The organism is Pseudomonas sp. MCal1, from assembly GCF_026341415.1.
Classification (GTDB): Bacteria; Pseudomonadota; Gammaproteobacteria; order Pseudomonadales; family Pseudomonadaceae; genus Aquipseudomonas.
On the sequence record NZ_JAKUMP010000013.1, the window covers coordinates 104,266 to 125,848 of the forward strand.

22 protein-coding genes are annotated in these 21,583 nt (G+C 57.6%); 9 read left to right on the top strand and 13 right to left on the bottom strand.

Annotated features, from left to right (window positions below; translation table 11 throughout):
* Positions 1 to 7: 7 nt before the first annotated feature.
* A complete protein-coding gene (dusA, locus tag MKZ87_RS21560; RefSeq protein WP_266201944.1) occupies positions 8 to 1,018 on the bottom strand; it encodes a tRNA dihydrouridine(20/20a) synthase DusA in 1,011 nt (336 codons plus the stop codon).
* A 102-nt stretch (positions 1,019 to 1,120) separates the two neighbouring features.
* Between dusA and MKZ87_RS21565 the strand changes: the two genes are divergently transcribed.
* Positions 1,121 to 2,245 carry a site-specific integrase gene (locus tag MKZ87_RS21565; RefSeq protein ID WP_266201945.1) on the top strand — a complete coding sequence of 375 codons (1,125 nt, stop codon included), beginning with the start codon at positions 1,121 to 1,123 and terminating at the stop codon, positions 2,243 to 2,245.
* 1 nt (position 2,246) lies between these two features.
* Here the strand turns inward: MKZ87_RS21565 and MKZ87_RS21570 are convergent, their stop codons facing one another.
* From MKZ87_RS21570 to MKZ87_RS21605, 8 genes are all read right to left on the bottom strand, one after another.
* Positions 2,247 to 2,522 (bottom strand): pyocin activator PrtN family protein, encoded by a 276-nt coding sequence (locus MKZ87_RS21570; RefSeq protein ID WP_266201946.1) that lies wholly within the window; start codon positions 2,520 to 2,522, stop codon positions 2,247 to 2,249.
* Between the two features lie 6 nt (positions 2,523 to 2,528).
* Positions 2,529 to 3,290: a DNA cytosine methyltransferase gene (locus MKZ87_RS21575; RefSeq protein WP_266201947.1), complete on the bottom strand. Its 762-nt coding sequence runs from the start codon at positions 3,288 to 3,290 to the stop codon at positions 2,529 to 2,531.
* Positions 3,287 to 3,754, bottom strand: coding sequence for a hypothetical protein (locus MKZ87_RS21580; RefSeq protein ID WP_266201948.1), 468 nt, complete (start codon positions 3,752 to 3,754; stop codon positions 3,287 to 3,289). Before MKZ87_RS21580 ends, MKZ87_RS21575 begins: the two co-directional genes overlap by 4 nt.
* Positions 3,751 to 4,131: a pyocin activator PrtN family protein gene (locus MKZ87_RS21585; RefSeq protein ID WP_266201949.1), complete on the bottom strand. Its 381-nt coding sequence runs from the start codon at positions 4,129 to 4,131 to the stop codon at positions 3,751 to 3,753. Before MKZ87_RS21585 ends, MKZ87_RS21580 begins: the two co-directional genes overlap by 4 nt.
* The gene (locus tag MKZ87_RS21590) at positions 4,124 to 4,264 is read right to left on the bottom strand and encodes a hypothetical protein (protein WP_164486587.1); all 141 of its coding nucleotides are present in this window, start codon (positions 4,262 to 4,264) and stop codon (positions 4,124 to 4,126) included. Before MKZ87_RS21590 ends, MKZ87_RS21585 begins: the two co-directional genes overlap by 8 nt.
* A gap of 25 nt (positions 4,265 to 4,289) precedes the next feature.
* The gene (locus MKZ87_RS21595; protein ID WP_266201950.1) at positions 4,290 to 4,571 is read right to left on the bottom strand and encodes a phage antirepressor KilAC domain-containing protein; all 282 of its coding nucleotides are present in this window, start codon (positions 4,569 to 4,571) and stop codon (positions 4,290 to 4,292) included.
* A gap of 10 nt (positions 4,572 to 4,581) precedes the next feature.
* A complete protein-coding gene (locus MKZ87_RS21600; RefSeq protein ID WP_266201951.1) occupies positions 4,582 to 5,172 on the bottom strand; it encodes a hypothetical protein in 591 nt (196 codons plus the stop codon).
* A 264-nt stretch (positions 5,173 to 5,436) separates the two neighbouring features.
* Entirely contained in the window at positions 5,437 to 6,198 is a 762-nt protein-coding gene (locus tag MKZ87_RS21605) for a LexA family transcriptional regulator (protein WP_093099965.1), read from the bottom strand.
* Positions 6,199 to 6,278: 80 nt separating this feature from the next.
* On the opposite strand from MKZ87_RS21605, the gene MKZ87_RS29125 reads away from it, so the two are divergent.
* The 8 genes from MKZ87_RS29125 (at position 6,279) to MKZ87_RS21640 (ending at position 13,459) form a co-directional block, all read left to right on the top strand.
* Positions 6,279 to 6,554, top strand: coding sequence for a YdaS family helix-turn-helix protein (locus tag MKZ87_RS29125; protein WP_373870917.1), 276 nt, complete (start codon positions 6,279 to 6,281; stop codon positions 6,552 to 6,554).
* A 319-nt stretch (positions 6,555 to 6,873) separates the two neighbouring features.
* Positions 6,874 to 7,392 carry a phage regulatory CII family protein gene (locus MKZ87_RS21610; RefSeq protein ID WP_266201952.1) on the top strand — a complete coding sequence of 173 codons (519 nt, stop codon included), beginning with the start codon at positions 6,874 to 6,876 and terminating at the stop codon, positions 7,390 to 7,392.
* Entirely contained in the window at positions 7,385 to 7,609 is a 225-nt protein-coding gene (locus tag MKZ87_RS21615) for a TraR/DksA family transcriptional regulator (RefSeq protein WP_008080171.1), read from the top strand. Before MKZ87_RS21610 ends, MKZ87_RS21615 begins: the two co-directional genes overlap by 8 nt.
* Positions 7,599 to 9,818: a VapE domain-containing protein gene (locus MKZ87_RS21620; RefSeq protein ID WP_266201953.1), complete on the top strand. Its 2,220-nt coding sequence runs from the start codon at positions 7,599 to 7,601 to the stop codon at positions 9,816 to 9,818. Before MKZ87_RS21615 ends, MKZ87_RS21620 begins: the two co-directional genes overlap by 11 nt.
* Positions 9,811 to 10,170, top strand: coding sequence for a hypothetical protein (locus MKZ87_RS21625; protein ID WP_047301475.1), 360 nt, complete (start codon positions 9,811 to 9,813; stop codon positions 10,168 to 10,170). Before MKZ87_RS21620 ends, MKZ87_RS21625 begins: the two co-directional genes overlap by 8 nt.
* A 529-nt stretch (positions 10,171 to 10,699) precedes the next feature.
* The gene (locus tag MKZ87_RS21630) at positions 10,700 to 11,032 is read left to right on the top strand and encodes a phage holin family protein (RefSeq protein WP_266201954.1); all 333 of its coding nucleotides are present in this window, start codon (positions 10,700 to 10,702) and stop codon (positions 11,030 to 11,032) included.
* A gap of 328 nt (positions 11,033 to 11,360) precedes the next feature.
* Positions 11,361 to 11,963, top strand: coding sequence for a terminase small subunit (locus MKZ87_RS21635; RefSeq protein ID WP_266201955.1), 603 nt, complete (start codon positions 11,361 to 11,363; stop codon positions 11,961 to 11,963).
* A gap of 287 nt (positions 11,964 to 12,250) precedes the next feature.
* On the top strand, positions 12,251 to 13,459 hold the full coding sequence (locus tag MKZ87_RS21640) for a hypothetical protein (RefSeq protein ID WP_266201956.1): 1,209 nt from the start codon (positions 12,251 to 12,253) through the stop codon (positions 13,457 to 13,459).
* A 226-nt stretch (positions 13,460 to 13,685) separates the two neighbouring features.
* Here MKZ87_RS21640 and MKZ87_RS21645 read toward each other — a convergent pair whose 3' ends face one another.
* The 4 genes from MKZ87_RS21645 to tssI are packed head-to-tail and all read right to left on the bottom strand — an operon-like array spanning position 13,686 to position 21,553.
* Positions 13,686 to 13,907, bottom strand: a complete 222-nt coding sequence (locus tag MKZ87_RS21645; RefSeq protein ID WP_266201957.1) for a hypothetical protein — start codon at positions 13,905 to 13,907, stop codon at positions 13,686 to 13,688.
* A 2-nt stretch (positions 13,908 to 13,909) separates the two neighbouring features.
* Positions 13,910 to 18,784 (bottom strand): RHS repeat-associated core domain-containing protein, encoded by a 4,875-nt coding sequence (locus MKZ87_RS21650; RefSeq protein ID WP_266201958.1) that lies wholly within the window; start codon positions 18,782 to 18,784, stop codon positions 13,910 to 13,912.
* Positions 18,784 to 19,521 (bottom strand): DUF4123 domain-containing protein, encoded by a 738-nt coding sequence (locus MKZ87_RS21655; RefSeq protein WP_266201959.1) that lies wholly within the window; start codon positions 19,519 to 19,521, stop codon positions 18,784 to 18,786. The genes MKZ87_RS21650 and MKZ87_RS21655 overlap by 1 nt, the downstream gene beginning before the upstream one ends.
* Positions 19,511 to 21,553, bottom strand: a complete 2,043-nt coding sequence (gene tssI / locus MKZ87_RS21660) for a type VI secretion system tip protein TssI/VgrG (RefSeq protein ID WP_266201960.1) — start codon at positions 21,551 to 21,553, stop codon at positions 19,511 to 19,513. Before tssI ends, MKZ87_RS21655 begins: the two co-directional genes overlap by 11 nt.
* Between the last annotated feature and the right edge of the window lie 30 nt (positions 21,554 to 21,583).

The following is a 21,583-nucleotide window of genomic DNA, read 5'->3' on the forward strand; positions in this document are numbered from 1 at the left end:
CCGGGCCTCAACGCCCGGCCAGCAACTCCGCCGCCTGATCCAGCAACGCCAGCGGGTCCTTGGCCTTGTGGATATCCACCGACAACAACTGACGAAACTTGCGTGCCCCCGGGAACCCGGTGCCCAGGCCCAGCACATGCCGGGTGATGTGATGCATCGCGCCGCCGGCCAGCAAATGCTCGGCTATATAAGGCCGCAACTGCGCCAGCGCCTCGGCCCGAGAAATCACCGGCGCCGAACTGCCGAACAACTGCTGATCCACCTCGGCCAGCAGATAAGGATTGTGATACGCCTCGCGCCCCAGCATCACCCCGTCAAAGGTCTGCAAATGCTCATGGCAGGCCTCCATCGTCTTGATCCCGCCGTTCAGAATGATCTCCAGCTCCGGAAAATCAGCCTTCAACCGCGCCGCCACGTCATAACGCAACGGCGGAATGTCCCGGTTCTCCTTCGGCGACAACCCCTCCAGAATCGCAATCCGCGCATGCACCGTAAAACTGGTGCACCCGGCATCCCGCACCGTGCCGACGAAATCGCACAGCTGCTCATAACTGTCCCGCCCATTGATCCCGATCCGATGCTTCACCGTCACCGGAATCGACACCGCATCCCGCATCGCTTTCACACAATCCGCCACCAACTGCGGATGCCCCATCAGGCACGCACCGATCATATTGTTCTGCACCCGATCACTCGGGCAGCCAACGTTCAGATTCACCTCGTCGTAACCGTGCTCCTGCGCCATGCGTGCGCAAGCGGCCAGGTCCAGCGGAACACTACCGCCCAACTGCAACGCCAGAGGATGTTCGGCCTCGTTGTGACGCAGGAAACGCTCGTGATCGCCGTTCAGCAGAGCGCCGGTAGTGACCATCTCGGTGTAGAGCAGGGCGTTTTTCGACAGGATGCGTAGGAAGTACCGGCAGTGGCGGTCAGTCCAATCCATCATGGGCGCAACGGAGAACCGCCGAGACAGCGCAGGGCTTGAGTTTACTGGGCTTGAGTGGGTATTTGGTACCATTTGGCTCAACGTATTTATAGCGTGTTTTTAGGCGTTTTCAGGCGTTTTTTCGATGTCGCTGGTACAATGTACCAATCACTTTCGGAATTGTACCAGTCGACTATGGCAACGATCAGAGCACGAAAACGCACCGATGGCTCAGTCAGTTACACGGCACAGATACGCCTGTTTCGCGATGGAGCGCAAGTCTACCAAGAGAGCCAGACCTTCGCCCGGAAACAGGCGGCACAAGCGTGGGTGCGGCGACGTGAGGCAGAGCTAGATCAGCCTGGTGCGATCGAGCGGGCGAACCGCAAGGGCGTCACCGTACAGGACATGATCAAGCAGTACCTGGATGAAATGGAGAAAGTCCGGCCGTTGGGTAAAACCAAGGAAGCCACTCTAAATTCTATCGCGGCGACGGAGTTTGGCCAGACCGTTGATTCGGCTATCAACAGTCAGCGCTTGGTGGATTTTGCACTCTGGCGAATGAGTAAAGAGGGCGGCGGCGTCCAGCCGCAAACGGCTGGTAACGATTTGGCGCACCTTGGGGCTGTCCTTTCGATTGCGCGTCCCGCTTGGGGGTATGAGGTGGACCCTCACGCGATGCCGGACGCTCGGAAGGTGTTAAGGAAGCTCGGCTACAACATGAAGAGCCGGGAGCGCGATCGCCGTCCAGCCAAAGACGAGCTAGATAAACTTTTGGGGCACTTCGTCAGTATGCAGCAGCGTCGACCTAGTTCGATCAACATGCTGAAGGTGATTGGCTTCGCGATTTTTTCCACGCGTCGGCAGGATGAGATAAGCCGAATTGTGTGGGACGACGTCGATGAGTCGAATCAGCGGGTGCTGGTGAGAGATATGAAAAACCCTGGGCAGAAAATTGGCAATGATGTTTGGTGCCACCTACCCGACGAAGCCTGGAGAATTCTGCAAAGCATGCCAAAAGAGCGTGCGGAAATTTTCCCCTACAACTCTTCGTCGATCTCTACGGCCTGGGCGAAGGCGTGCAAGTTTCTGGAGATTGAAGATCTTCACTTCCACGATCTGAGACACGACGGAGTTAGTCGGTTGTTTGAGATGGATTGGGATATCCCGCGGGTGGCCAGCGTGTCCGGGCACCGTGACTGGAACTCGTTGCGTAGGTATACCCATCTTCGCGGGAAGGGTGACCACTATGCCGAATGGCCATGGTTAGAGAGGATCATTCAAGCGCCCGTGAAGCTGGGCGCCTGGGGTAAGCAGTGAATTAGCTGGCTCGGCGAATTCCGTTGAGCTGGTTGCATTCCTTTACCGCGGCCTCCCGCTGCAAGTCTAAATACGCTGCTAAATCTGTTATGTGAATTCCTTTAGCACTTTTCTGGCTGGATTCGAGTCTCGTGATAGGTATTCGAATTTGACCAGCCATTACTTTGCGCTGAAACATATCGGTTGTTAGGTGTGTGAAATAGTCTTTACAAACTTTATTAATTGAAATGATTGTTTGCCCGTTGTATTGAGCCATTAGCAGAAATAAGGTTTTCATGCGCCTTCACCCATTTTCAAATCCTGACAAGTGTTCGAATGCTGCTGCTGCCACGACTGGAACCTGTCCGTTGCCAATGGCCTTAAGTCGGTCCACCCGATGGGCCACCCCATCAGCCACTCGGCCCATTCCGGGTTCAGATGACCACCATCTAATGCCATCACGGCGTGATCCAGGCGATCGTTCGAACGGTCTGCCCCTGATCGGCGAGTCAGTGCGGCAGGGGAGGATCCCTTTGCCATGCTCGCCACCGGTGTTGGCCACCGTCTGACGCGTGTCTTCTGCGATGAGCCAGATCCGGTCACGCTGATGAGGGGCGCAGAGGTCAGCCGCTCCGATAACACCCCATCGCGTGTCATACCCCATTTCGGCAAGGTCACCGAGCACCACGGCAAGTCCTCTTCCCACAAGCAATGGTGAGTTCTCCAGGTCGACGTAGCGCGGTCGTACCTCATCGGTAATTCGTGCCATCTGCCGCCACAATCCTGAGCGTTCTCCGGCGATACCGAGGCCGTTGCCTGCGACCGAGATGTCCTGACAAGGAAATCCTCCCGAAACCACGTCAACAAGGCCTCGCCATGGTCGTCCGTCAAAACTGCACACGTCAGACCAAATCGGGAAAGGCGGGAGCAGTCCATCGGTTTGTCGTTGCGCCAGAATCTGTGCGGCGTAGGCATCACGCTCAACGGCGCAGACGGTGCGCCACCCGAGGAGATGGCCGCCGAGTATTCCGCCGCCAGCGCCTGCGAAAAGAGCCAACTCATTCACGCGGCCTCCACAATGACTTGCGCGGCGCCGGAGAGCGGTTGTCCGACCTTGTTGTCCTGAATTCCTGGTTGCAGCTGCGCAGCCATCGCAAGCACCTGTTCGCGCAGGGACCAAGCATCACGCTCGAGCTTCATGCCGGTACGAAAGGCGCTGAAGGTCTCGGCTGCAATCCGCAGCAGCTCGCCGATATCGACCAGCGTCTGGTGCTCGGCCGGGCCGAAGAGTGGACCTGCTTCAAATCGTTTGCAGGTGTGTGCCAGGCGCGTGTGATCGGCCCGGATAAACTGCAGGGAGGCCTGAAGCTCGCGGATGGTTTTGGCGCTTGCGGCGCGTTGGATGTCTTCACCCTCGCGCAGGCCTGTTTCCAGGCCATCGCTGCGGCCCATGATGTAACCGCCCCAGAGCAGCAGGGCGGCCAGAACTATCAGGGTGATGAGTGCACCGATTTGTATTGGGGTCATCATGTGGTGTGCTCCTGGGATTGTCGTTGGCTGGTGGTGACAGTCGTCAGTGGTGTGGGGGCAACAGGGCGTTGTCCGTCGTGCTGTCGCTGCATGTCTTCATCAGCCTTGTAGGCGCGGATGTCGATCAGCGAGGCGACGTGCCGGATGTGGGCGTATTTGAGGGCCTTGCGGCTGGTGTCCAGCGTGGTGATCGGGAGCTGGATCCGGCCGCTGTTGATTTCTGTCACGAACGACTGTTCGTTGAGGTTGCGAAAGTACTGCTCGCGTACTTTTTCCAGCGGGATCAGGACGTCACCGAAGATGCGATACAGCAGTTCGACGGTGGCCGATTCAGGCGCCGGATGCAGGCGAAGCGGATTCTGTGCAGCGTTACTCATGGCCTTGTCGAGCCTCCTTGCGTTGTTGTCGTGCCGGGTGGTTCCAGGCGTTCAGGCAGTGGCGTCTGGTCAGCTCGCGCAGATGTTCGGGCACTTCGAGGAGCGCGGCATTGCGCTCCTCGCGTGTGCGCATGGCAACGATCTGGCGGGCGTACTCCCTAGGCCACGTCACGGCGATCTGCCGGGATGGCGGGTAGATCGATGTCCAACTGCTTGGCCAGCCAGCGGATGCCGGCTTGCATGACGCGAGTCGACTGGCTGTACTGCATTCCGCATTTTTCGTCATACCAGTGGCTGTCCTTGACCCGCAGGTACGCTTTGTCTCGCTTCGGGTTCGCCGGCAGGTTTCCCTTGAGCAGACCTTTTTCCCGCATGAGAGCGATCAGTTTGGGGCGAGTGAGGCCGAGTTGAGTGGCTGCTTGGGCGAGGGTGCGTTCCATAAACGGCTCCTCAAGCAGCATGCGCAGCAGGAGTGGCGGCTGCAGCAAGGTGGTTGATGGACTCAATGAGCTTTGCGTAGATCTCGGCATCGGGGTCGTACAGGGTGAAGCAACGCGTATGCGGGCTCTTGTTGCCGATGCTCAAGATGGCGGTGACGCCCCGGCGTGAATGGGTGCGATGCAGCGCCACATGCAGGGGAAGCTCGAAACCCATGTCGAGGCTCAGCACACCGCCGGTGTGCACCAGTTCGAACACGCGCTGCTTGTCCTGGACATCAAAACGGCCGTATTGACGATCGGCATGCGGGCGATGTACCAGGTCGCTGGAGTTGCTCGCGTCGAACGGACCGTTGGCAATCTCTTCGATGAAGTCGGCGAGTTTGAGGTGCATCTTCTTGTCGTTGTGCAGGGTCAGCGTGTGGCGTTCGCTGCCCAGTTCGACGACAAAAGTGCTTTCCACTGTGCCGCGCTCAGCCTTGAGGCGAAACGCTAGGCAATCACGCTTCGGTGCTGTTCGCAGGACGTGGTTGAAGGTCTGGGTCAGGTTGACCTGGGCGTTGAGCAACTGCAGTGTGCGGTTGTCGACCTTGTACTTGATCATGCCGCTTGCCCTCCACCGTTCGGATCGATAGGAGAGGGCTGGCAGGACTTGGCGACTAGCTTGGGTTTGCTGTTATGAATGACGACCAGACAGCCTGTTGTGAGCTGTAGTTGTTCGATCAGGTTGCGATTGCTTACGCATGTCGGATGGACATGTAAGGTAGCGGTGGTGCGCATAGGTATTGCCTCGCTCTGTGGTAAAGAGTGAGGCGAGTAAACAATATGTTTGCTGTTTGGTCAACACGGTTTGTTTGGTTTCTTGAGATTAGGCTGAGCCTAAAGGTCTGCTTACTGACCACCAAAACACGCGTCCGAGGATGACAATCCGTTGTTCGAGAACCTGATCCATTGAGTATTCTTTGTCGGGATACTCTTCACGATTGAAGCATTTTTGCCTGATTGCTCCGCTGGATAACCGCTGTAAGAACCTCACCCTCAAGGTGCCGTTGTGCGTCAGTGCATACAATTCACTATCGACAATTCGTGTAAAAGCTTTGTCAATGCCGAGCACTGCGCCATGAGGAAGAAGGGGTTGATTACTATTCCCAACGTTCAGCATGAACACAGCATTATTCGCGTTGACCCCGCATTCTCTAAGAGTTGCTACGTCAAGCGTGACATGACGTTTGTGAGCGCTGTGTATGTCAACCTGGCTCGATTCTATAGGCGCTCCGCTCTGGTCTGTCAGCAAGAACACCAGATCATCTTTTTCAATTGAGTGATCAGAGTTCCATGGAACAATGGAGGTCATTTCATAGGGCTCTCCATCATCCGTGACCCCGTAAACGATCTCGGCATCATCCGTAAACATCGGCAGATCACCGTATTCGAGCCACTCTCTCCTCAGCCCGAGCGCAAGTGCTACTGCGCTTATTTTATTGGCCGGTACCCCTCGTTTTTTCCAGTTCGTAATATTTTGGTCGTTTTCTAACCCGAGTACGCGAGCCAGCTCTGTACCACCTGTGTTGGTCAGCTCCAGCGCTTTCACAAAGCGCTCAGCGTTGTTGGATATCAGCCGTGTTTTCATAAACAGTATGTTACCCCGCTTGCAGTATTCCGATAACAAACGTATTGTTTGTTTCGTGTTTGGTGTGTCGAGGTAAATCTATGAGCTCGTTCAATTCACCCCAAGTGGGGCCTGTACCCGTTTCCGCTCTTGAGAGAGCGATAGGTTGCACTGCTGGCTCTCCTACGGCTTTCGCTCGAATTATCGGAGTTAGTCCTCAGCGACTGTTCAACTGGATGCGCCGAGGTGTCCCCGTTAAGCAGGTGCCGTTGATTGTAAAAGCTTGTCGAGGAGCGTTATCCGCACATGAGCTAAGGCCGGATCTACCAGAAGTCTTTCCCGCTCCGATCAACTTCATCAACAGCCAAAAAAACTAGAAAAAAGGCGACCCAAAGGTCGCCTGTTTTCTCCCGACAGCATCACCACAATGCTATCGGGTCGCGATGTCGGAAGGCGAGCACACCACATGCCGCCGACTTTCATCGCGTTTCCAAGGCTCGGAAGCCTTGGTGTTGCTGCCGTTCTTACCACAGAGCTGGCAGCTGTTGCGCCAGGGGTGAACAACGGATTGTTCGCCCCGGCACGGTGCCGGTGTTGGTCTTACGAACCTAGCCGGCTTTGGGCCTCTCCAGACCACGCGGCAAATGTATCACCAACTTCTGTCGCGCGGCACTGGCAACTTTTAGGATTAATGCCATGAGCCGTATCGCTCTGAGTTCTCAGGAACGGGCGCAGCGGGAAATCCTGCCGCTCGATTTAGCGCTGTACCACGCCGCTCGCGATTACCCGGGCGGCGCTGCTGCCATTGCTGCTACGACCGGTCGCAACCCGACCACGCTGCAGCACAAGCTGTCGCCGACTCATCCGAGCCACTCCATCAACATTCAGGAGTTTGGCGAGATCCTCGAACTGACCAAGGACCGCCGCATTCTCGATGCGGTGCATGCGCTGGTCGGCGACACGATCTGGCAGGAGTTGGCCGACACCTACACCAACGATATGCCCGAGACCTTGACCACCGGCATCGCCGAATACTTCCGCCAAGTCGCTGATCTGGCCGAGACCTGGGCCAAGAGCATCGGCGACGGAGTGGTGACTGATCAGGAACTGGCCGCTATTCGTCTGCAGGTGTTCCGGGGTATTCAAGGGCTGCTCGGGTTGTTCAACCGCGCCACCTACGTCAACCAGACGACGCGAGGTGCTGACCGTGGCTGATATCGCCGATTTCGCCAACGATCTGGTGCAGGAACGTATCGATCAGGCCATGGCGGCGCGCAGCGCTGCCAAAGCAGAAAGTGCTGCCCATTCCTTGCTGTTCTGTGAAGCCTGCGACGATCCGATCCCGGAAGCACGCCGCCTGGCTCAACCGGGTTGCTCGCAGTGCATCAGCTGCCAATCCCTCTCTGAGCGGGGGATTCAGCATGCTCGATGAGGTATTGGGGCAATTCGCCGATTACGGTCTGGAGCCGGCGCAACCGCTGGTGTTCGGCAAGCTGACCCGCTGCAAGACATCGCAGGACAAGGGCAAGGAAAAGAACGGCTGGTACGTGGTCCACGAGCAGCGCACGGAGAAGGGCGACACGCTGATCTTCGGTGCCTTCGGTGATTGGCGTTCGGGCGAGACGCAGAAGATCAAGGTCAAGGCCGGGCGCATGTCGCCGGAAGAGCGCGAAGTGATGCGCGCTCGCCAGGAGGAAGCCAAGCGCCGCGCCGCGGAAATCGCGAACAACGCTGCGCGGCGGGCCGCGAAAAGGGCGCAGGGGTTGTTCGAGCGCATGCCGACCACAGGGCGCAGCGATTACGTGGACCGTAAGCAGATCGTTGGCATCAACGTGCGTTACGCGCCGCGCACCGGTGCCGTGCTGGTCCCAATGAAGAACGCCCGTGATCAGATCATGGGCCTGCAGGTGATCTTCCCGAACAAGCAGGAAGACACCGGCCGCGACAAGTCCTACTGGCCTTACGGGATGGCGAAGGAGGGCACCTTTCACCTGCTCGGCCCGCACCCGGTACCAGGTGAACCGGTGCTGGTCTGTGAGGGTTACGCCACCGGCGCCAGCCTGCACATGGCGACGTCGCTCGCCGTCGCCGTGGCCTTCGATGCAGGCAACCTGCTGGCCGTGTGCAAGGTCATGCGCGAGCGCTTCGCCGGCTGCCCGCTGATCATCTGCCGCGACGATGACTGGAAGACCACCAAGCCTAATGGCGATGCCTGGAACCCGGGTGAGGAGAAGGCCAGCAACGCCGCGTTGATCGTCGGTGCCCAGGTGGTCGCACCGATCTTCGCGGTCGAGCGTCACGACAAGTGGACCGACTTCAACGACCTGCACGTCGCCGAAGGCCTCGACGCGGTTCGCCGACAAGTGCTCGCCGTGGTCCGCCCACCGGCGGCCGGTGGCTGGAAAGATCAGCTCGCTCGAAGTGAAAGTGGCGCGCTGATCGCGCACATGCAGAACGTCGAATTGATCCTCGCTCACGACGAACGCTGGGCCGGGGTAATCAGCTACTGCGCCTTCAGCTCGAAGATCGTCAAGCTGCGTGCTGCGCCTTATGGCGGTGGCACCGGCGAGTGGGCCGACATCGACGACGTGCGCGTGATGAAGTGGCTCGCACAGCAGTACAACCTGCGTGTGAAGTCGTCGCACGTGATTGAAGCGGTGAGCGTGGTGGCGCACGACCACGCCTTTCACCCGGTGCGTGAGTACCTGAAAAAGCTCGAGTGGGATCGTGTGCCGCGCTTGGAACGTTGGTTGACGGATGTCATGGGGGTGAAGGCAACCGATTACACGTCCAAGGTCGGCAAACGCTGGATGATCTCGGCCGTGGCGCGGGTGATGAAGCCCGGCTGCAAGGCCGACTCGGTGATGATCCTCGAAGGCGTACAAGGCGCCGGTAAGTCGACCGCCATGAGCGTGCTCGGCGGTGAGTGGTTCATGGATACGCCGTTTGCTCTCGGTGACAAGGACGGCTTTCAGGCGATCCGCGGCAAGTGGATCGTCGAGCTCGGCGAGCTGGACAGCTTCAACAAGGCCGAGAGCACGAAGGCCAAGCAGTTCTTCTCAGCGTCGACCGACACCTACCGCGAAAGCTATGGCCGCAGAACGTTGGACGTGCCACGCCAGTGTGTGTTCGTTGGTACCACCAACCAGGACGAGTACCTCAAGGACGCCACCGGCAACCGTCGTTATTGGCCGGTGGCCTGCACCAAGGTCGACGTGCCGTTGCTGCGCGAGATTCGCGACCAGTTGTGGGCCGAAGCGATGTTTTGCTTTGAGGCCGGCGACCTCTGGTGGGTCACGCGAGAGGAAGCGCCAATGTTCAGCGAAGAGCAGGACGAACGCTTCGTCGTGGACGAATGGGAAACGCCGATCCTGACCTGGCTCGAAGAGTCGCAGATCGGCGAGACCACCACCGGCAGTGAAGTGATGAGTCAGGCGCTCAAGCTCGATCCCGGTCATTGGGGCAAACCGGAGCAGATGCGCGTGGGTGCGATCTTGCATCGACTGGGCTGGCGACGTTTCCGTCTCGGCGCCTTGAGCAAGAGCGGCCAGCGGCCTTGGGCGTACAAGAAACCGGAGGGTTGGGGCAGGGCGCCTGCGCTGGAACAACCTGAGTTCGAGGAGCCGTGCTTCGATGATTAAAGCGATCGATATGGCCCTCAAACAATGGGCGCAGGAGCTGCACAGCGACGAGGTGGCCGCCGGTTACTCGGGCGGCAACATGGTCGCCATGATGATGGAGAGCGGTGGCCAGCTCGTGCGCGGCAGGCGTGGGAGCAGGGTGCCTCTGGAAGCCTCACTGGACATCGAGCGGATCGTCAAGAAACGCCTCGATCCCGAGTTGATGACGGTGGTCCAGGTGCATTACTTCCAGCCTGATGCGCCTTTGACTGCGCGTCTGGCCGAGAGTGGCTGCACACGCAACCTCTACTACCAGCGCCTGCATGACGCCCACATTGTGGTCGAGCACTTCCTCCTGGGGGAAGCGGCTTGATCGTGGGCATTACTCTGGCTCGCGCCGTCCCACTGGCCTGCCTCCGTCCCACCGCTTTTTGCGGTGGTGGGACGGGCGCAGGCCGCGTCGTTGTTGGGCTGTCCCACCGTCCCACCTTTTTCATGCCTCCCGCCCGTGTATGCGTAGCGGGCATCAATGCGCGTGTTCACGCGCACGCGTGTTTTTAAATATTCTCTCTATACACGAGAAAGGAGAGTTAAAAGTAGGACGGTGGGGCAAAGCCCCAATCTGTGGGGCTTTCAGACGTCCCACCTTGTTTTGGAGAGGTGGGACGCGTGGGACGCCAGAAAGCAAAAGCCAGCCGGGTTGAGATATTCACCGACATTCGCCAGCCGTTCACCGGGCGTAAGCCACACATTCACCGGATGGCATTAAAACGGTCTTGCTGCCACCAGAATCGACCTGTAAAAAGGGGCCATCTTCGATGGGTGCGACCGCAAGGCGCGGCAGGCCACCCACCACCTGACCCGGCCATTGCGCCGGGTCTTTTTGTTTAAGGGGCAGGGCAATGACGAACGAGCAACAGGCACTGGCAGAGATGCCAATCTGGTTGGTGATTGCCCTGTCCCTGGTTGGCGGTGTCTCCGGCGAGATGTGGCGCGCTGACAAGGATGGGGCAAGAGGCTGGGCGTTACTGCGGCGCCTCGCACTTCGGTCCGGCGCCTGCATCGTCTGCGGCGTGTCAGCGATGATGTTGTCGTTCGGTGCGGGCCTGTCGATCTGGACGGCGGGCGCCCTGGGGTGCCTGACCGCGATGGCCGGCGCGGATGTCGCCATCGGCTTGTACGAACGCTGGGTGGCCAAACGGCTGGACCTGAGCGAGGTCGAGCCGAAGGCATGAGCCTGGCAGGCCGGGTGGAGCGCCGATTTTTACGGGTCCTCCCTGAGGGCCGCCCCCTACACGGGTTAGCGAACTCGCGGATTCTCTCTAGCTGAAACCTTCGCAGGGATGTCCGTCTTTCCAAAGGGATGGGGGCAGGGCATGGCACTCGGATGCCGGTTTGACCAGCCGGGCCGGGCAGACCCGCCGGGGACCCTGGGGATTTCCAAAGGACACGGGGTCGGAAACCCGCGGGATCGTGTTAGTGGGAGGCCCGTCAGCTTACTGAAATTTCAATCCACTGAAATCTTGAAAGGATTCATTGAAAAGCCGCTGAAAAGGAGGGCTTATGAGCACAGCTACGTACCTGTCAAAGAGCGCCTTTGCTGCGCACATCGGACGGTCGCCGAGTTATATCACCTGGCTGAAGGAAAACGGTCGACTGGTTCTGTCGCCCAACGGCAAGCAGGTGGACGTACTTGCCACTGAAGCGTTGATCCGCGAGACCGCCGACCCGAGCAAGGCTGCCGTCGCTGCTCGCCACCAACAGGAACGGCTTCAGCGTGATGTGTACAGTCACGTTGCAGCTCAATCCGAGCCGACTAACATGGCTGCGCCGCCGCCCGCTGATCCTGCGCAAGGGCAGACTCCAGACTTTCAGAAAGCAAGAGCGCATCGCGAGCATTACCTGGCGCGGATGGCCGAGATGGAGTATCGCAAAGCGCAGGGTGAGCTGGTGGAGATCAGCTTTGTGCAGAAAGCCGCTTTTGAAACGGCGCGATCGCTCAATCATTCGTTGATGAGCCTGTCGCCGCAATTGGCGCCGCAGTTGGCTGCGTTGTCAGACCCATGGGAGGTGGAGCGCCAACTTACTGCTGCACTGCGCCAGCGGCTTAACGAAGCGGCTCAAGTGTCTAGTGACGATTTTGGCTTCACATTGGGTGAGTGTTGAAAGCACCTGCTGGCAAGCATTACTCGGCTCGCAGCGAGAACGAGTGAGACCCTGCTCTTAATCAAGCGCGGTTACTAAAAGCTGTCGAAATCCGGGGGGCTCTCAAGCATGGCTTCATCTTGCAAATTGAGAAAGTTCTGAGCTACCGTCTCTACTGCGCTGGTGCGGCGCATTGAAACCTGAGAAGGACGCACTGTTGTACTGATGGCCCTTAATGAAATTCCCATTTCTATGCGGGCCGATTTTTCTGACCGTAGGGTGCCCAAGTAGGCATCAAAGGCTAAAAAATGGCGTTTTCTCTAATTCGCAGTCTTACTGCGTCCGTTGTTCGTAACGTCTCGGCGTTGAAGCGTGATGCCAAACGTCTCCAAAAAAACTCCCAGCTTGTTTTTGGTACCGAGTATCCACTAAAGGTATGTCAGCACGCCGTGGCCGTGTCTCGCGGCTTCCGCTCTCTAGCCGATGTTGAAAATATATCTCGTCGGTTGGGACTGGATAAGAACACCCCGTTCTGGACGATTCTTGGGCGGAGCGATAACCATCAAGCAGCATTGACTGCCCTGTACCAGCTTAATCTTGAGTTCTCAGAGAACGGTCCTGTGGTGTTCACTGGCAATCAACGACACTCTATTGTCCCTGCTCTTACACTGCTGTTTGAGGAGATGAGTACAAGAAAGTTACCCGGCCTGATCCTATTAGAAACCCAGGCAGAATCAATCCAAGAAACTTTGGTTTACGACGGGATAAGGGCGCTAGGGCTTGACGAGATTTTTGAAGGTTTCCGTTCACTGGATTTGCGAGAAAAAAATCTCCCGGTATCGCTGTGCACAGGGCCCAGATGCTGGGTTTCGGCAATTCTCAATACTTTTGACCTAGAGATTCAATCAAAGCTGCAACGAACTGACTGGGCAATATCTCTAGAAACGAGCGCCTTTGAAAATGCCAAGTCTAGAAGACAGGTATCCCAATCAAGGAACTTTGATGCCATTCCTTTCTACTCGGTAAAAGAGGCGGCATGTCAAATGGTCCATGGTTACGGGTGGCCTTCATGGATCGACGACAATGCCAGAGTTGGTTCCTTCCCAGACAAGCTGGATGAGGAAGCAGCCAAAGCCGTACTCGATCTGATTGGCGAGCTAGCGGAGCGCAACTTTTCACTTGGTGTGTCTTGTGAGCATGAGAGCAGTTGGCGTCCGTACGTCGTCGTCTTCTCGAGAAGCGACCCAGCTAGTGAGGTACTAGCTGGCGTTGTGCACTCCTATTACTCTTGGTGCCAACCTCGCGAAAATCCAACTTCTACACTTTACGTATCAGACGGAACATCTCCGTATGCCCCCCGATTCTTGTCGTTCGGTGGCAACACGGCTGTAGTAAATGGTCTTGACGCGATTCCTGATGGAAAGCAGCCAGGCCAGTTCTATGGCTACAAAAATGCACTCAAAGTTGTTGGCTCGCCAGAAGGTCTGACGTACATGGGGAAGCGCGTTTCTTTGTAGGGTTTCTGAGAACCAAGTAGGTCCGTTTGGGACAGTAGCGGACGCTCGTGAGCGTCCGCTACTACTCGACAGCTGCGCGTCGTCCGTTGATGCTATCGAGTAATACCAGATATCAAAAATGATGTGCAGAATGAGCCAAACGACTTGCGTTGCTTCTGCCGAGCTTTAAGAACGCTCATCAAAGGCGCCCATATTCCAACCATCCGCCCGTACCGAGTGATTTGTCTCACCCATACATGTACAAAAGGTCGTCGATCAGCTCAAGCTCCTGCTTCGTGTACTGGACCTTGTTGTATCGTCGAATGTCCTCGAGCACACCTCTGATCGGAACTTGACGCGAAGGGTCCTGAACGATTTCGACCAGGCGGTCGAAATCCGGATCCCGTCCCTTGAGGTATTTTTCAATTAGTTCTTTGAGCGCTACGCGCGCTTCTAGATCGGTCAGCACTGTTACTTCTCCGGCAAAATCGTGACTTCATCAGCTTTGATGATGGTGGTGGTACCCGGTTTTGGAATGAGTTGCCGAGCACCGCCTGTTCCGTAGTCAGGGTACGCTTTCGTGAACGGTTCCAGATTCGGACCTTTACCACCGAGCTCATACGGCACTGTAACGGTTGGCTCGCCATCCTTATAGAGTTGCAGTGTGTCGAACTTCAATCGCAGGCGACCATCACTCCACGCAGGGTCGGGATCAGCGGGAGTGACATGCTTCGGCGCTCGCATCTGCAATGCTTCTGTTGCAGCGTCTCCAGTCTCAAATTTGTCGAACCCAAAATAGGATAGTCGTGCGTCGCCGGTGTTGATCGTGTTCTGCGCGTGAGTGTTTACTGTTCCGTCAGCGTTCTTGTAACCCATGTATCGATATGCCGTCGAAGGTAATGTCGAGTCCGGTCCGGATGGGCCAACGTAAAAATCGGGCTTCGACTCGACGACCGTCGGTGGAGTGACGTCTCCAGTCTTTACGCTGGAGTCTGCAAGAGTAGGGGTAGTGTTCGGAGAAGATGATCCTCCAGGCTTGGGGCAGTTCGCAGCGGGCTTCAGTGGTGCTTTTTTCGCAACACCAGAAATCGCTTTAGTAATCGCCCTGAACATTAGGCCGAGCGGATCTACCCAGCCGGTAGGGTTCGGTGCGTACTGGTAGTTGTTGAGTCCACCTGCAAGCTTAACCGGGTCCGGAGTCAGAAACCGTCCTGTGCTCGGGTTGTAGTACCGGTGGCGGTTGTAATGAAGTCCACTCTCTGCGTCGAAATACTGGCCTTGAAACCGTAGCGGATTGTCGATCTCTGCGACATCCAGCTTAGCCAGGTTGCCGTAGGCCCGATACTGGGCTGACCACATAACCGCGCCGCTGTAATCGGTGATTTCCTGCGGTGTGCCCAGGTGATCGAGATGGTAATAGAAAGGCGCTGCCTTGAGCGGGCCTTCACCGTCGAGCATCGCCAAGGGGCGGAAACTGTCCGGCTCATAAACATAGGTGCGATATCGATTTTCACCACTCTCTACAATCAGCCTTTCGCCTTGCCAGAGGAATTCGGTGGTGTGGCCATCGACTGTTTTCTCGATACGTCGACCAAAGGCGTCGTACTTGTAGGACGCGATACTGCCGCCGGGTAGGCTGACGCCGATCAAGCGATGCTGGCAGTCATAGCGGTATTCAGTGACGAGCTTCTGCCCGGTACCTCGGCGCTCGCGAATCAGATTTCCGTAGGCGTCGTAGTCGTAGTGACGGTCGCCCTGCATGAGCAGCCGGTTGCCTTGGATGTTCGCAAAGTTCGCGGTGCCTTCGCTGTTCTGGCCCAGCAGATTGCCTGCCGGGTCGTGTGCGAAGCTCTCCGGTATTGCACCCCGAACGCTGATCAGGCGATCCAGTGGATCGTAGTGAAAGTTGCGGACACCTTTAAGGCTATCGTTGATACCTGCAAGGTTGCCTGCCGCGTCGTAGTTATATCGGCGCTGCAGCAGAACGCTATCACGCTGGCTAACTTTGTGCGCCTGCAGTCGACCCTGATCGTCGTATTGATACTGACTTAAAAGCAAGCCTTGCTGACGTTGCTGTTCACGACCAGCTTTGAACTGGTGAGATGTCAGGCGAGAACCGTTGAGGTCAATTCTGCTGAGATTGCCGCCGGACAAACGGCGATAGTCGAGCTTGCTACCGTCCGGTAGACGGCAATGCTTGAGTTGGCCTACGTTGTCGTACTCGTAGCGCAGGGTGCCCCAACCCTGGTGCTCGGTAATCAGCCGATCTTGGGAGTCGTATTCATAAGCCAGTGGCCAATGACCGTCATCAACATTGACCAAGCGACCGAGTGCGTCATAGCTGTAGTGAACTTCCTCACCATCGGCCAATTTCTTCACAAGCAAGCGGCCAGCGGAGTCACGTTGGTATTCAGTGACCAGCTCGCTACCGTCGTCGCCGTACTCAGTTCTTTTCAGCAGGTTGCCATTCAGGTCATATTCGTAGGCAGTACGGCGACCATCAAATCCCGTCTCCTGCTGTATCAGCCCGTTTGAGTAATAGTCGAGCTGATAATGTTCGCCTCGCTCATTTTCGATCTCAGTCAGCAGCAGGCGTGAGTTGTTGTAGCGATAGCGCAGCTCACTGCCGTCCGGGTTGATGCGGCGGCTGACAAGTTGCAGGTTGTCGGCGTATTCATAGCGGGTAATACGGCCCAGTTCATCGCGCTCGGCTGTGACCTTGCCGTAGGCGTTATAGGTATAAGTGCGGGTCGCACCGCTAGGCTGTGTGGTCTGCGTCAAGCGGCCAGCCGAATCCCATTGGTAATGGGTGATCGAGCCGTGTTCGTCCTGGCGGGTGATTTGACGACCCAGTGCGTCGTAGCGGTATTTACGACGACCACCATCGGGCAATGCTTCTTCGAGCAATTGACCGAGTCCATTCCAGGCGAGCTGATGCCGTCCGCCGTCTGGATGAACGATCTCCAACACACGACCTTGGGCATCGTAGCTGTAGTGTGTTTCGTTACCGTCAGGATCTGTCTGGCGGGTGATATCGCCTTGGCTATTTCGCTGGTATTTCCAGCTCGCTTTGCCGCGATGAATCTCACTCACAAAGCCATGTCGATATTCGTAGAACGTCGGCGCATCTTCAGGAGGAATAACAACGGCAAGCAGGCCGGCGTCGTTGTAGCGGTACTCAGTGATCGCGCCGAGGGGGTCCTTTTCTGCAATCAACCGGCCTTTGTCGTCATAGGCTTTCTGTGTTTGAGCGCCGTCCGCAGTGGTCTCGCTGATGAGTCGAGCATTTTCGTCATGCACATAAACTTGCTCGCTACCATCAGCGTTTGTAACGGTAACCTTGCCGGCATCGTCCCAAGCGTACTGCGAGTCCATCTGCGAAAAGCTGGCCCAGTGACGGATGCTGCGCGACGATTTGCCTTCGTTTTCCCACTCCCAGAAAAAGCTCGCACCACCGGCCAGTTGTCGTTCCAAAATGACGTGATGGTCGTTGTAACGGTAGTGTTCAGTTTCACCGGCAGCATTGGTGGCGCTGATGAGCTGGCCTTGCGCGTTGTACCGATAGGTCACCAGCGTTTGAACGGTGAACCATGGCTCCTGTCGTTGACCCTGATCCGTGTACTCAGCGCGGCGCTGCTGATAATCCACGGCAACGATATGACGGTCTTCGTGGCGGACTAAAAGGGAGCGTCCGGCGTTGTTGTCGATGCGTTGGATTCGGTCAGCGAAGTCGTAACTCAGCTGTAACTGGTTGTTGTACGCGTCACTGATGGTGATCAAGCGGCCCGCACGGAAATGATAAAAGCGCGGATTCTGCCCGGCCTGCGTCAGGATGAGTTCACCTGGTGTTGATCCCAGGTAGATGGCCGCTTTCGACAGGCTGTTGATAATGGCGGGGCGTTGCTGCGTCGGCATGGGAAAACGAGTGGTTCGGTTTTCGTTATCCGTCCACAGGAGGCCCTCATCATCCAGATCCAATCGATGAGAAAGAGCGTGGCTCCACCCAAACCCTAGGCGGCTGTCGATCTCGACCGCGCTGGTGCGATAAAGACGCGTCCACTCAAACGGTAGCAGGCCATCGAGTTGGCCATCGGTGAGAGTCAGTAATTCTTCGCCCGTGACCATCGAGACCGGGCAGCCATTGGTGCAGGTGTCTTGCGCCGGCGCCGCACTCTTGTCGTCAGGATTCTTCGATTGTTTCGAGGCGTCATCAGGGCGCTTGCCGTGTTCAACGGTCGTGTTACGTTTGCCATCAAAACGTAGTTGCGCGACTCCTTTTTCTACTCGCGTCGCTACTCCACGAGCGGCGACCGCGACGTACTTACCGACGTAACCCATGAAGCCCTTGATGATGCTGAATAACGACTTCACGAATCCGGTGACAGCCTTGACGATGATCTGGCCGTACTTCGCTAAACGTGCGGCCAGATAAAATAGCCCGGCACCTTCTGCTGCGACGGTCAGGACGACCGAAATCACGATGTCGATAAGAATTCCGATGACGGCTGCAGATGTCATCTTCGCCGTTTGGCCTGCGGCTTGTGTCGGTGGTAATGCTGAAACCCAGATTGAAGCGCAATGCACCATCAAGAACAGTGCGGCCTCGTCGCTAGCTAGCAACATGGCCTTTTTCATCACGTCTGGCGCCTCTTTGGCCAGCTTGATCAGTTCCTCTGCACCGGCCCCTAAATCCTCTGCGAACTTTTTAGGGTTTTGAAGGATGTCCAAGGCCTTCGAGATGCCATCCCAAACGCCTTTGATAGCTTCCCATCCGCCTTCGAGAATGCCGACCCCAATTGCCATCGCTTTGGCTGATGCACTCTGGTTCGACCACTGCGGTTTGAAGCCTGCCCATTCTTTGCGCAGGAATCCTTCTAGATCGGCAGCTAAGCCGTCGTAGGATTTGAACAGCGTATCGATCTGCGCAGGCGTCACCTGATCGTGGACGTGGATCTTGTAGGATTTTCCAGGCTGTCCCTGAAAACTGCCTTTACCCTGTTTATCCAAGGTAATCGTCGACTTGGCGCCTCCATCCACGGCAATGATGTCGACCTTGATATCGCCGATGGGAATGTCGAAAACCGATTCGAATTTGCTCTCAATCAGCAGCGGCCCTACAAGCGGGCACTTGGCGACGTATGAAAAATCACCATCAGTCATGCTGACAGACTTGCTGGAGTCACCGGCCTTGATCACGCGCTCCATACCAAGCAGGGAGGGCATGTCAGCTGCTCGGCTGGCTTTGTCAGCAAGCTGTGCGTACCAGCTCTTGGTTTCCTCGCGGTACAGCTTGAGGCTGTTTTTGAAGGAGTCCAATTGGGTTTCGATAGTGGCAACGCGATCCATCAGCCTTGCTCCAGAATCAGGTGGTTTAACAGTGCTTCTTTAAGGTTTTTCGGCGCATCCGGGCGGCGCACGAAACGGCTGACTTTCAGCTTCAGGTTGTTCTCTGGCCAAGCGCTGTAAATATCCGGGCGGTCTTCTTCAAGCCACTGCATCAGGTTGCTGATCAGTGTCGTCGGGTTCTCCTTGGCTAAGCCATCCAGCAACTCCTTCGGCACCTCCCACCACGGCCAATCCTTCACCTTCGGCAACACCCGCGTCCCAACCTCCAGCGTCTGCCCATTAATCAGATACCGCTCAAACACCGGCAGTACTTCCCCGGCCTTCTCCCCAAGCCCCTTCAGAATCGGGTAGATATGCCGCCCATCCCAGAACCGGAAAAACACCTCAGTCCCGTCGGGCATCTTCACCTGTGTCAGGCTGCGCAGGTGCTCGAACACCTCGTTCGGTTCGGCGCGGGAGATGGCCAGCCAGCCCCAGTCGAGGGCGTCGGTTTCGGCGATCCACGGCAGGAATGCCGAGTTCGGTTTGAGTTCGGTGACGTAAGGCATCACCGGTTGCCAGGTGGAGTAGGGCGTGCCGCCCCAGATTGGCAGGAGCTGGGCGGTGGGTTCGGTCAGGTACAGGGTTTTCAGCGCGTCGGCATCGCTCGCTGCGCTGATGATCAGGTATAGGCGCTCGCCGGTTTGCAGCGGCTGTTGTGCCAGCCAGTCCTTGGGTGTCAGTCGATCAGATGGCACAGGCACCTGCCTTGCATTTTTCGCATTCTTCGCAGAACGGCGCGTTGCGTTTGAGGGTGTTGATCTGGGCCGGTGTCAGGACCTGGCCGGCTTTGTCGGCGTCGGCCTGTTTGAGGATGCCGGGCATCAGCGGGGCGGCGCCGGTGCCGCTGCCGGGGCTGCCGCCGGAGTTGATGTTGATCGTCGGGCCGCTCAGGGTCACGCCGCCGGCGTCGATCTTGATGAAGCTGCCGCCGCCGACCAGGGTCAGCTCGGCCCCGGCTTCGAGCACGACTTTCATGCCGCTGCTGAGGTGGATTTCCTGGCCAGCGTCGATGAACTGGCCGGTGCCGATCTTGATGTGCTGGTTCACGCCCACGGTCAGGTGGTCGTTGGCGCGGGCTTCGACTTTGCGGTCGGCGTAGACGGTGTGGTGTTCTTCGGCCTTGAATTCGGTGTAGCTGTTCTGCTCGACGGTGTCGTGGCGTTCGTTACCGACGCGGATCTTCTGGTCGTGCTCGATGTTTTCGTCCCAGTCGCGCTGGGCGTGGAGGAAGATCTGCTCCTGACCTTTCTTGTCTTCGATGCGCAGTTCGTTGTAACCGCCGCCGCCCATGGAACTCAGGGTCTTGAAGGTGCTGCGGGTCTTGTTTGCCGGCAGATCATACGGGACGGTGTTTTCCTTGTGGTACAGGCAGCCGCTGATCAGCGGTTGATCGGGGTCGCCTTCAAGAAACGTGACCAGCACTTCCATGCCGATGCGCGGGATGGCGATGCCGCCGTACTGGGCGCCGGCCCAGGCGGAAGAGACGCGCAGCCAGCAACTGGTCTTGTCGTCCGCCTGGCCTTCGCGGTCCCAGTGGAATTGCACTTTGACCCGGCCGTACTGGTCGCAATGGATCTCTTCACCTTTGGGGCCGGTGACCACGGCGCTCTGGCTGCCGAGGATGCGCGGTTTCGGGTGGCGCAGCGGTGGACGGTTCGGCACGTCCCACGGGGTCGCCTGAAAGCGGTTGCGATAGCCCTGATGGAAATCATCTTTGAGGGCAGTGGTGTCGCTGGTCACCGACTCTTCCAGCACTTGCGGCTGCTTGCCTTCGTGGAGGACTTCGGTGAGCAGCCACAGGTCATTCCATTTGGCTTTCGGGTGTTCGGTCAGGGCGAGGAAATGGCCGCTGACCAGCAGCGGCTGATCGCTCTTGCCTTCGGCGAGCTGGAAGTCGCTGCGGTGGCGTTCGAGGGCGCGTTTGGCCAGGTGCTTGCCGCGCTCGCGGTCGATGAAGCGGCCCGGGTAGTCGTAGTCTTCGAGGTCGGGCAGGGCGTCACCACGGTTTTCGCTTTCCAGGGTCAGGCGCGGTTTTTCGAAATCGTAATCGCGGCGCGTGGTACGGCTGGTGCGGGTTTCCAGACGCAGGTCGAAACGCTTGATCACCGGGTTGCTGGCGACCATGCCGGAGTCTTGCTGGTAGGCCACAGGCTGGAGTTTCGGGAACACTGTCTGGTCATCGCCGAACACCAGCTTGTGCGCCGTGGCGCTGTGCTGGAAGTGGTAGTGGATACCTTCTTCCTCGCACAGACGCTGGATGAAATGCAGGTCCGATTCATCGTATTGCACGCAGTAGATGCGCTCGGGATAGATGGAACCTGTCTTGAATTCGTAGGCGTTGCTCTGGATGCCGTGCTCTTCGAGGACCATGCCGATGATTTTCGGCACCGTGAGGTTCTGGAAGATGCGTTGGTTGACGCGGTGCGCCAGGTACGACAGTTGCGGGCGCAGGGTTACCGAATAGCGCGTCAGGCGCTTGCCGGAATCGCCTTGCGCGGCGCGGTAGATCTGGCCGTGGATGCCGCTGCCATCGGGCGACAGCTGCAGAAAGGCCGGTTTGTGCAGCAGGGTTTCGAGGTCCAGCGACGGTTGCTCACTGACCAGCTCCACCTCAAAGACAAAAGGCTGGCTGATGGCTTCCCGGCCGGTCAGGGTAAATACCTGAAAATCGGCGGAGAGCCCTTCGATGGTCAGGGCAAAGTGGGTTTCATTGGCCGGCGCGAACATCCCTTGTTCCTCGTGCTGTACAGCGGCGCT